Annotated in this window: 7 protein-coding genes; 2 read left to right on the plus strand and 5 right to left on the minus strand. The window is 36.7% G+C overall.

The genetic code is table 11. The features are described 5' to 3' along the window. Positions 1 to 20: 20 nt before the first annotated feature. The 5 genes from CWD90_RS21085 to CWD90_RS21105 form a co-directional block, all read right to left on the minus strand. A complete protein-coding gene (locus CWD90_RS21085) occupies positions 21 to 1,217 on the minus strand; it encodes an efflux RND transporter periplasmic adaptor subunit (RefSeq protein WP_103478040.1) in 1,197 nt (398 codons plus the stop codon). 15 nt (positions 1,218 to 1,232) lie between these two features. Continuing rightward, positions 1,233 to 5,648 (minus strand): CusA/CzcA family heavy metal efflux RND transporter, encoded by a 4,416-nt coding sequence (locus CWD90_RS21090; protein ID WP_103478041.1) that lies wholly within the window; start codon positions 5,646 to 5,648, stop codon positions 1,233 to 1,235. Between the two features lie 118 nt (positions 5,649 to 5,766). After that, positions 5,767 to 6,162, minus strand: a complete 396-nt coding sequence (locus CWD90_RS21095) for a hypothetical protein (RefSeq protein ID WP_103478042.1) — start codon at positions 6,160 to 6,162, stop codon at positions 5,767 to 5,769. 377 nt (positions 6,163 to 6,539) lie between these two features. After that, positions 6,540 to 6,914: a hypothetical protein gene (locus CWD90_RS21100; protein ID WP_103478043.1), complete on the minus strand. Its 375-nt coding sequence runs from the start codon at positions 6,912 to 6,914 to the stop codon at positions 6,540 to 6,542. Between the two features lie 291 nt (positions 6,915 to 7,205). Further along, on the minus strand, positions 7,206 to 8,159 hold the full coding sequence (locus tag CWD90_RS21105; RefSeq protein ID WP_103478044.1) for a hypothetical protein: 954 nt from the start codon (positions 8,157 to 8,159) through the stop codon (positions 7,206 to 7,208). 677 nt (positions 8,160 to 8,836) lie between these two features. Between CWD90_RS21105 and CWD90_RS21115 the strand changes: the two genes are divergently transcribed. Together CWD90_RS21115 and CWD90_RS21120 are read left to right on the plus strand one after the other, a co-directional pair. Next, positions 8,837 to 9,949: a TlpA disulfide reductase family protein gene (locus CWD90_RS21115; protein WP_103478046.1), complete on the plus strand. Its 1,113-nt coding sequence runs from the start codon at positions 8,837 to 8,839 to the stop codon at positions 9,947 to 9,949. Positions 9,950 to 10,232: 283 nt separating this feature from the next. After that, complete coding sequence (locus CWD90_RS21120) at positions 10,233 to 10,514, plus strand: GNAT family N-acetyltransferase (RefSeq protein ID WP_103478047.1); 282 nt, start codon at positions 10,233 to 10,235, stop codon at positions 10,512 to 10,514. Positions 10,515 to 10,887 lie beyond the last annotated feature (373 nt).

Below are 10,887 nucleotides of genomic sequence, written 5' to 3' on the forward strand. Positions count from 1 at the left end.
TTCAATTATTTAATTATGAATTAATCATCGTGTCCCAATTCGCCCTTTATCATTTCTGATGATAATGTATACGCACCTTTGGTAACCACTTTTACATCTTGGACAATTTCTGTAGGAAGATTGATTTCAACATATCCTAAATCTATAATTCCAACGTTCACGGGAATCATTTTAAATTTCATTTTGTTTTCTCCTTTTTCGCCATCTGCATCCAATATGAATATGAAGGACTGTTCGCCCTCTTTTATGATGGCATCTTCGGGTACTGCAAAGGCCATTTTTTGGTCTTGGACTATTCTTCCTTCCACATACATTCCGGGAAGCAATTCTTTATCTTCATTATGAACGTCTGCGTGGACGTGCAATGCTTTAGGGTCAGTTTCAAAAGTTTTACCGATGGCGTGTATTCTTGCCTTTAAAAGCTCGTCTGGTTTTGCTGCAACCGTAAAGTATATTTCCTGACCTACCTTAACTTTTCGGATATCCTTTTCATACACTTTAAAATCCACGTGAATTTCAGAATTATCGCTTACTGTGAACATTTTGGTCTGTGGTGCTACATAATCGCCAAGGCTTATCATTACTTCATCCACATATCCGCTTATAGGGGTTGTTATGGGAACTGCGGAATAAATCTGCCCTTGAAGGACTTGGTCGGTGTTTATGCCCAACAATCTCAATTTAGAACGAAGTCCGTTTACCGAAGAAGTGGTGGAACGGAATTTGGATTGTGCCATTTGAAATTCCTTGCCAGACGAAACACCCTTATCGTACAAAGTTTGCTTACGTTCAAAATCCTGTTTTAAAAATACCAGTTCATCATTTTTTTCTTGATATTCCTGTTGCATCGTTATAATATCGGGATGTTCCAAATATGCCAATATCTGGCCCTTGTTTACCTTATCGCCTTCAATGACCTTTATGGAACGCACGTTTCCACCCACAAAAGGGCTTATGTTTGCCCTGTCTTGCGGAAATAGTTCCAATTGACCAGTAACTTTTATGGTATTGCCTAAACTCTTTTTTTCCAGGGTATTCATTTCAAGACCAATAGTTTCAGCCTGTTCTTTTGTAAGTTCTACCACACCTTCTTCGTGGTTTTCTTCGCTGTGCTCTGTATTTTCCTCATTATGTCCCGAACCTGAATCTACTTTGTTATTGCAACCTATCATCAAAAAGGTTACTAATGCTATACTGATTATAGATATATATTTCATTTTTTTTCTTTAATGTTATAGATTGCCCAACTGGTATTGTACCTCGATGGCCTGTTGGTTAAATTGATTGATATATTGTAAATGTGTTTGTTTTATCCTGATGGCACTATTTAGGATAGTGATATAGTTCACATATTCTATTTCGCCCTCCTTGGATGCCAATTGTGCCGTGGCTATCTGTTCTTCTGCCAATAACAATGCACCATCCTCATAATATTGCAATATCTTTTGTGTTTTTTCAAGCGATTTGAGCAATTGGGAAACACGGCTTTCGGTTATTGCTTTTTGTTCCAAATATTGATTTTCTGCGACCATCGCATCTGCCTTGGCAGCCTTTACCCTTGATTTCTGAGGATAAAACCATAACGGAATACTAATTCCTGCCTGATAGGTATTGAAGCCTGAAACATCATCTACCACTTGCCGTCCATAGGAAAGATTGAATTTTGGTAGGAACTCCGATTTTTCAATACCCACATTGGCTTTGCTTACCTCTACATTTTGAAGCGAATATTGCAACATTGGATTATTTGCCACGGAAGTTGAATCTATCATAGTGTTCAAATTCATTGGCTCGTATAAAACCGAAACCGTTTCAATAGGTGCTTCCGTTCCTAAATACTGCTTTAAGGCCCGTTTGGCAATTTCAATATCATCATAGGCCTGTTGTCGCAATACTTGAATCTGTTGGTATTCCGAGGAAGCAGAAATAAATTCCAACTTTCCGGTTTCGCCCGTATCGTAACGCAATTGTGCTGCGGTCTTAAAATTGGCATAAACACTATCCAATTGTTCGGCAAAGAGAAGTTGTGCTTTATTATAATTTATTTGGTCATAGGCTTGCATCACATTTCGTATCAATTGTTGCTCGTTTATCGCATAGAATTTTTCGCCCAATGTCACACGTTGTTTGTAAAACTTCGATTTTGAAAAACCAGAAAGCAAATCGATATTGCCCTGCTGTACACCAATAGTAGTCTGTATTCCAGGAAGATTATTGCCATATTCTTCTTTTCCTGTAAAAACCTGCGTGCTACCCAAATCGAAACTTGTACCTTTCATTGCTTGTTCGCGATCAATAAAGGCTTGACTTTCTTTAAGGGATGGATAGTTTTGCTTTGCCATTGAAATAGCTTCTTCCAATGTAATGGGCTTTGGAACTGCAGCGACCAGTTTTGTTTCCTGTGCAAAGCTGTTTCCAGAAGTGAACAAAGTACCCAATACTAATAGAACAGTAATTACCGTGGTGCTTTTATTGATGTAGCTTTCATCGCCGTTATTACTCATTTTTTCTTTTCGGGTTTCAAGCCAATAGTACAAAACAGGGATAACTACTAGGGTTAAAAATGTTGCCGTAAGCAATCCACCAATAACCACTGTTGCAAGAGGCCGTTGAACTTCAGCACCACCAGAGGTGGAAACCGCCATAGGGATAAAGCCCATAATAGCCGCAGTTGCAGTAAGCAAAATTGGACGTAAACGTTCGTGCGTAGCTTCGTATATACGTTTTTTTAAATCTGTCATTCCACCTTCTTTTAGTTCATTGAATTTATTTATGAGTACAAGTCCATTCAATACCGCAACTCCAAAGAGCACAATAAACCCAACACCCGCAGATATACTAAAAGGCATACCGCGGACCAACAAGGCGAAAACTCCACCAATAGCAGCCAATGGCACGGCCATATAAATCATTAAGGACTGAGAAAATGAGTTGAGTGCGAAATAGAGCAATATGAAAATTAAGAACAATGCGATTGGTACAACAATCATTAATCGGTCTGTGGCTCGTTGCAAATTCTCAAAAGAACCGCCGTAGGTGATATAATAACCCGCTGGCAATTTAACTTCGGCTTCCAATTTCTGCTGAATTTCCTCCACCATCGTTTTTACATCACGCCCACGGACATTGACGCCAATGGAAATACGACGGTAGGTATTGTCCCTTGATATTTGCATCGGGCCAGGTTTGTAACTGATATCAGCTACTTCTTTTAAAGGTACTTGTGCACCACTTGGTAAATCGATATAAAGATTTTTTAGGCTATTGATGTCTTTTCTAAATTCCTTGGCCAAACGCATGACCACATCAAATCGTTTTTCGCCTTCGAAAATGACACTCGCTTTTTCCCCCGCAAAAGCTGCACTCACATAATCGTTCAACTTATCAACGGTAACACCGTATTGTGCCATCTTTGCACGGTTGTAAACCACGGTCATTTGAGGCAAACCGCTGGTGGCTTCCACATTCAGGTCGGCCGCTCCGGGAACGGTTCTAATGACGGCTGCTATTTCTTTAATTTTATCCGCCAACACGCCCAGATCCTCACCATATAATTTTATGGCGACATCTTCCCGAACACCTGTAAGCAACTCATTAAAACGAAGTTCTACGGGTTGTGTAAAAACAAAATTGACACCGGGAATAACAGAAATTTTCTCTTGAATTTTTTCTATGAGTTCTTCTTTACTATCTGCCGAAGTCCATTTACTTTTATCTTTCTCTAGAATGATATAGCTGTCGGCAATGTCCATAGGCATCGGGTCTGTTGGGATTTCAGCAACACCGATACGTGAGACCATTGTTTTTACTTCAGGGAATTGTTTTACGATATTTTGAAGTTTTTTTGAAGCTTCAATGGATTCCGTAAGGCTACTACCAGGTTTTATAAGGGCCTGCATCGCAATATCGCCTTCATCAAATTTTGGAATAAATTCGCCACCCATATTGCTGAAAATAAATCCTGCAATCAATAACAGCCCGACGGCTCCAATTACAACACCCGCCTTAAAGCGAAGTGCAAAATTGAGCAACGGTACATACGCTTTGTTTAAACCGGACATTATCTTATCACTGAACCTGTCAATCTTGTTTTCAAATTTGGCGAACCAACTATTTTGATTTTTGGTGGGTTTTAAAAATAATGCCGAAATCATTGGTACGTAGGTAAGACAAAGAATAATTGCTCCCAAAACGGCAAATCCAAAGGTAAATGCCATCGGACGGAACATTTTTCCTTCAATTCCAGTTAAGAATAGAATAGGTGTAAATACTATTAGAATGATCAATTGTCCAAAGAATGCGGAATTCATCATTGTACTTGCCGATTCATACGCTATTTCATCCATTTCAGATTGCTCGATAACGGTTGTAGTTTTTTTCATCCGTTGATGAATATGGAATACCATTCCTTCCACAATAATTACTGCTCCATCTACAATAATTCCAAAATCAATAGCTCCCAATGACATCAGGTTGGCCCAAACGCCAAATTGTTTCATTAAGATAAATGCGAACAATAGGGAAAGTGGAATAACAGAGGCTGTTATCAATCCGCCACGGAAACTTCCCAAAAGAAGCACCAGAACGAATATTACGATCAACGACCCTTCAATAAGATTTTTTTCAACTGTTCTTGTTGTTCTGTCAATGAGATCGCTTCGGCTTAAAAAAGTATCAATGTAAACGCCCTCCGGAAGTGATTTTTGAATTTCGATTATACGTTTCTCAACATTTTTAACCACATTGCTCGGGCTTTGCCCTTTTAGCATCAAAATCTGTCCACCAACGGATTCGTGTCCATCTTGGGTAAAAGCACCATAACGCACCTGACTTCCATATCCTACTTTTTCGGCTACGTCACGTACCAAAACAGGACTACCGTTCTGTGAGGTAACAACCGTATTTTCTAAATCGGTGATGCTACGTGCCAATCCTTCGCCTCGGATAAAATTGGCTTGATGGTTTTTTTCGATATAAGCACCGCCAGTATTGGCATTATTAACTTTCAGGGCTTCAAAAACCTGATTCATTGTAATGCCAAAACTTTTTAATTTATCAGGGTTTATGGCAACTTCATATTGCTTTACAAATCCTCCAAAAGCATTGACCTCCACAACACCAGGTACTAATGCCATTTGACGCTTTACAATCCAATCCTGAATGGTACGTAGTTCCATTGCATCAAATTTATCATCGTAGCCTTCCTTTACTTTTAGCGTGTATTGGTAAATTTCACCCAATCCCGTAGTAATTGGGGCCATAAAGGGCTTCCCAAATCCTGCGGGAATTTCTTCGCTCACTTCTGCAAGTTTCTCTTGCACCAGCTGTCGGGGCAAATATGTTCCTGCTTCATCATCGAAAACAATGGTAACTACCGAAAGCCCAAAACGGGAAACGGAACGCAATTCAATAACATCGGGCAAATTGGCCATTGCCAATTCTACCGGATAGGTTACAAATTGCTCGATATCCTCTGTCCCCAGATTAGGTGCAGTTGTTATAACTTGTACTTGGTTGTTGGTAATATCTGGTACAGAGCCCAGGTTTATAGTGGCCATAGAGTAAATGCCCGTGCCTACAAGTGCCACTATAAATAGCCCAATAATAAATTTATTATTAATGGAAAATGAAATGATTTTGTTAATCATGGATTTCAGCGTTAATTCAGTTAAAAAAATGATGGTGCGCGCAATAGAATCCGATACTTATCGAAACGAAAGCCTGATAATAGGACAGAGTTATCCTAGTTGTCCTATGAAAACTGAATTATACCCGTGGGGGTTGGTAAAGTGATTCCAAGAATCTGGAATTGAAGTGGAATGAATATTTGCCAAATTCAATGTTGTTTTCAAATCTTATCGATTTAATATCAACTGAATTAGCGGGGGCAACAAATACTATGGGATGGCAGCACTGATTATGGGTATGTGATGGAATTTTATCATCTTCCGAACCCGTATGGTGGAATCCATTATCGCCTTCTGAATTAAAATAATCCTCGACCACGTACTCAAAAAATAAATCTCCATCGTACTCCCTGTGATCTTGATAATGTTCAACGAAATGGGAGATTTTTTCAATTTGTTCACATAAGTCCATATCCATTGCCACTCCTTGAAGAAGAAAAATAAAGGACATTGATATGGAAACAAATATTTTCATTTGAATTGCAAAGGTAATTTAATTTTAGTGCAACTGGGTTGCAAAAGGATAACAATGTAGTCCCATAAAAGGGCCGTGGCCGATAAATGAAACGATTTTAGAAAAGGGGACAGTTCCGAAAAAGGTTCCTTTTAAAGGACTGTCTAAAATGAATGGCGGTATGCTAGAAGAATGAAAAGTATCATAACGTGAAGCCCTGCTCGTTAGATGATATAAAAAATGTGTTATATTAGGTTAATCTGATTCCTTTTTGTTGCTTTAAAATAATAACGATTATACCTGATTAAAAAACAAAACGGCCTTATGAGACCGTTTTAAATATCCATTCGTTAAGAATTTAATTGTTTGCGCAAAGATTACAGATTCTGAAAACGGTTTTATTTCAAATTCCCCGTTCCGAATGGGCTTATGGCTTTTTCTGAGTAATCTCTGAAAAACCCCCATCTCGTTTGATTATTAATATCAGTTTTTGTGGCCCCCCCTTTAAATCCATCGTTACAATCAACATTAAATGATAGTGATTTTAAACCTCCATTTTCATCAAAATCGAATGAAGAATAAGTAATTGTAATTCCTATTTCCGACAGTGACTTCTTTATTTTAACTAAATCACCAGAATGAATTTTTTTATTGAATGAAACTTCAATCCTGTCATTTCCTTTATTTACTCCACTTATAAAATCAAAAGTTCCGAATCCGCTGAGGATTCCAAATGTGAGTAGAACAAGTAATGTTTTGAATGCTTTTTTCATAATAATAGTCCTTTTTAATCATTCATGATGTATGAATATATGAGCTAATAGATATATATATATATCTATATTGCCAATACTTCAAATATAGCGGAAAATAAATATACTCCCATTATCTGTGTCAGAATGATTATTCAGTTTTAGCTTTGAACATTCTAATTAAGAATTAGTAGTACCGTAAAACGGCCGATAAATGACACGATTATAGAAAGATGCGTGTTCCAAAAAAGGTTCCTTTTAAGGGACCATATTCGCTCAGTCCGTCATTAAATGGCGTACCCATCTATTCGATTACCTGCGGTATTTACTAAGGTACAAATTCCTTATGTTTTCATTGGGTAAGTTAGCAGCCTGCTTGGTTTTCAAGTCTTCCGATGCATAATACTCCTTGAAAGAGCCTATTTCCGAATTTATTTTGAAGGTTATATACTTCTCTACAAACTTGTAAAATTCTATGCTATTAGTGTCCCAATTTTTCAAGATCGAAATCTCATAACAATCCGCATATAGTTTAGGTAAACTTTTTGATTTAAAGTCTTTTGCTAAATTTTCAGAATACACATATTCATACCAGTTGAGATACTGATTTAATGATCCTAATTCAATTTCAGTTCCGATATAATTTTTAAATCTTGTGGATGCATTTTGAGGCATTTTATCGGATGCATACATTTTCATTTTTTCTTTTGCTAAATGTATCAATTCAAATGCTTCTTTCGGATTTAGCTTTTTGAAGCCTCCATTAATTCTTAATTCCTCATCAAACCCTTCATTACCGACTTTTACATAAAAGTCTCTAAGGAATTGCTGAGTGTCTCCATTACTACTTCCATAGATAATGGAATCTTTAGACCAATCATTATTAATCCAGTTTATAGAAATGGAGTTACCTGGATCAGTGAATAAATAAACACCATTAGAATAATAATTACTACAAAAGGAAAAATAGTAAGCTTCCGGATGATCCTTTAAGAACTTAACAGTGGGTGGAGATGCCTTTGTTGTAGATAGATAAAGTAACTTAGGCAGTTCTTGCCTTAATGCATAAGAAAAGGATTTATCAGCTTGAATGTTTATAGAGTCAATGATTAAATCTCCGTCATTATTTGTAAAATAATTAAGGTCATAAATGTATATGTGATCTGTAGAATCTGGGTAGAATGCACCAGAAATTTGTACATTTTTAGGCTTTGCGCAAGCTGTAAGAATTAGCAGTAAGTAGAAATATAGATGGTAATTTTTCATATGTACTGCATTTCTAATTACCACCGCCAAAGTTAGCTGAATGATTGTTGATCAATTATCTATTGTACTACCACTACCAAATTAATGTTTTTTCGCGAATAATAATTGTACCTTAAAACGGCAGATAAATAAAACTATCTTAGAAAAGGGGACAGCCCCATAAAAGGTTCTTTTTAAAGAACCATCTGTTAAATATTCAACTTCAGTTAATTTATTTTTCTCTTTTCCATTTTCTGATTCATACCACAATTCAACCCTTGCAAGGTAATATTTATGTAAAGTCTCTTCATGAATTATTGTCTGTGAAGAATACATTTGATATTTTTCCTTTGTTTGTTTAATAATTTTGTGGGTTAGTTTTGGTAATTCCTCCGCCTTTAGCTCGATTTCTCTTTACGATTCGAAACCTCTGATATCGATTTTACCCTTTTGTTTTGGTATATGCCATTTTAAATATACTCGTACACACAGCTCACAGAATAAATATCAAAGGAGAATCAATGTGTAAAAATAAACAGTATATTTAACAACAATGGAATCAATTTTGAGCACTTAGTTTGCCAGCTATGCTCACTTTCATTCGTTTTAGGTGGTTCACTTTGACCGTTCTTTCCATATTTGGCAGTCGATTGGGTGGCGCCAATAGTTAGGTTTTCTAGGTAAAATAAAAAAGAGATATGATAAAAAAAGTATTGTTTGTTTTGGTCTTCTTGATAATGGCCTCTTGCAAAAACGAGCAGAAAAATATTGGGTATGAAATACATGGGGCCGTTGAAGGTTTCAATGATAGTATCTGCGAGATTTTACAATATGACTATGAATCTGTCTATTTCAAGGATTCTGTCGTTATCAAAGATGGAAAGTTCAAATTCAGAGGAACTATTGATAGGCCAAGAAGAACAGCACTTAAAATAAAAGGTATGCGGGGAAATTCATTTTTCTGGTTGGAGAACACCCAAACAACCATTGCAATTAACGGTGACGGTTTGAATAAAGCAATAATCGTAGGGGGCGAAGCTCAGGAAATGTTGAATTTGCACAAATTAAAAAAACGTCCAATTAGCAATAAAATAGATAGCCTTGATAATATTATAATGACAGGGAGGAAGACAGGAACTATGACGGATCAGGAAAATGACACCCTTTACTCGAGAATGCAGGCATTAAATGAAGAACTTTATGAAATTACTAACACATTTATAAGAGATTATCCTAATTCCTTAGAAAGTGCCAGGACCTTAAATGAATCAAGATTTAGATTAGACAAGGAATTGTTCATGGAACTTTTTGCATTAATGAACGATAAGACCCAGGCATCGATTTATGGAAAAGAAATAGCTCGATATCTGAAACTGAACGTAAACCCACAAATAGGGGACAAGTATGTTGACTTTGAACTGAATAATGTAAAAGGGCAAAAAACAAAAGTTTCTGACCTAAGGGAAAAATATACTTTGATTGAATTTTGGGCATCTTGGTGCGGGCCATGTAGAGAGTCAAATCCGGCCCTTATAAAAGTATATGAGAAGTTTCATGAAAAAGGATTTAACATTGTTGGGGTCTCAATGGATCATAAGCAGGATAAATGGTTGAAAGCAATTAAGGAGGATAGTTTACCTTGGGATCATATTTTGAATGAAAAAGGGCCTTGGGGTGATGTGGCTACGATTTATAATCTAAAAGGAGTCCCGGACAATATTCTTATAAATGATAAGGGGATAGTGATTGGAAGAAGCCTTGTAGTTGACGACTTGGAGGCTAAACTTGAAATGGAATTCAATGAAAAATAATCAGTAAAATTATTTTAATTACTGGTAGACGAACCTGAACTTTTTTTTTGCTTTTTGAAAAATTATTTTCCCTGCGTAAAAAATAAAAAAATAAATTTAACCACAATGGAATCGATTTTGAGCACTTAATTTGCTATGCTCACTTTCATCTGTTTTAGTTGGTTCACTTTGACCGTCCTTTCCAGATAATCACTAAAATCGAAATGGCCCTAACGATTTTCAAGACGATATCTGTAAATTTCACAGGTTTACTATTTTTAATATTTGTTAAAGAACATAGTTTATGGTCTCTACGCTCAAGGTAGGGAGTTTTGGTAAATGTTTGGATCTTGTCAAGATACTAAGGCCGCATTTGACCAAAGTTCAGTTTAATTCAAGTATACCCCAAGTGTTAACAAAAGAAGGTTCCCAAATGGCTGGCATTAAGGAAGGAAAAATGGTTTTAGCATACGTGGGTTTCAGAACAATGACCACACTATTTTCGGGCAATACTCTTTACATCGATGATCTGACTATAGATCCGTCCTACCACGAACAGGGACTTGCTGCCGTGCTTCTAGATTAAATTAAAAACTGGGTAATAGATAACGGTAAGGATTGTGTTGCATTGGATGGCGGCTATGACATGCCCGATGCTCATAGGCTGTACCTGAATTCATGTTATAAAATAGTCGCACAACATTTTGGATTAACCATATAATTACGTTCAATGCGTAAAAATATTTGTAGTGCTGTAAAAGGTTCGATTTACGGGACAGATTAAAAGCTGGAATAAAGCAATATTTAGTTCCAAATTGGGAATGGTCTCTTGTGAAACCCCTTTAAAGATTGGCTTCAATTAGTTTGATGATTTCCTTCTCATTAAATCCTGATTCTGCAAAAATAACATCACCTTTTTTGTTTATAAGAATAAATGTAGGTGCTGCGGTAACCTCATA

This window comes from Arenibacter catalasegens (assembly GCF_002909235.1).
In the GTDB taxonomy this organism is placed as follows: Bacteria; Bacteroidota; Bacteroidia; order Flavobacteriales; family Flavobacteriaceae; genus Arenibacter; species Arenibacter catalasegens.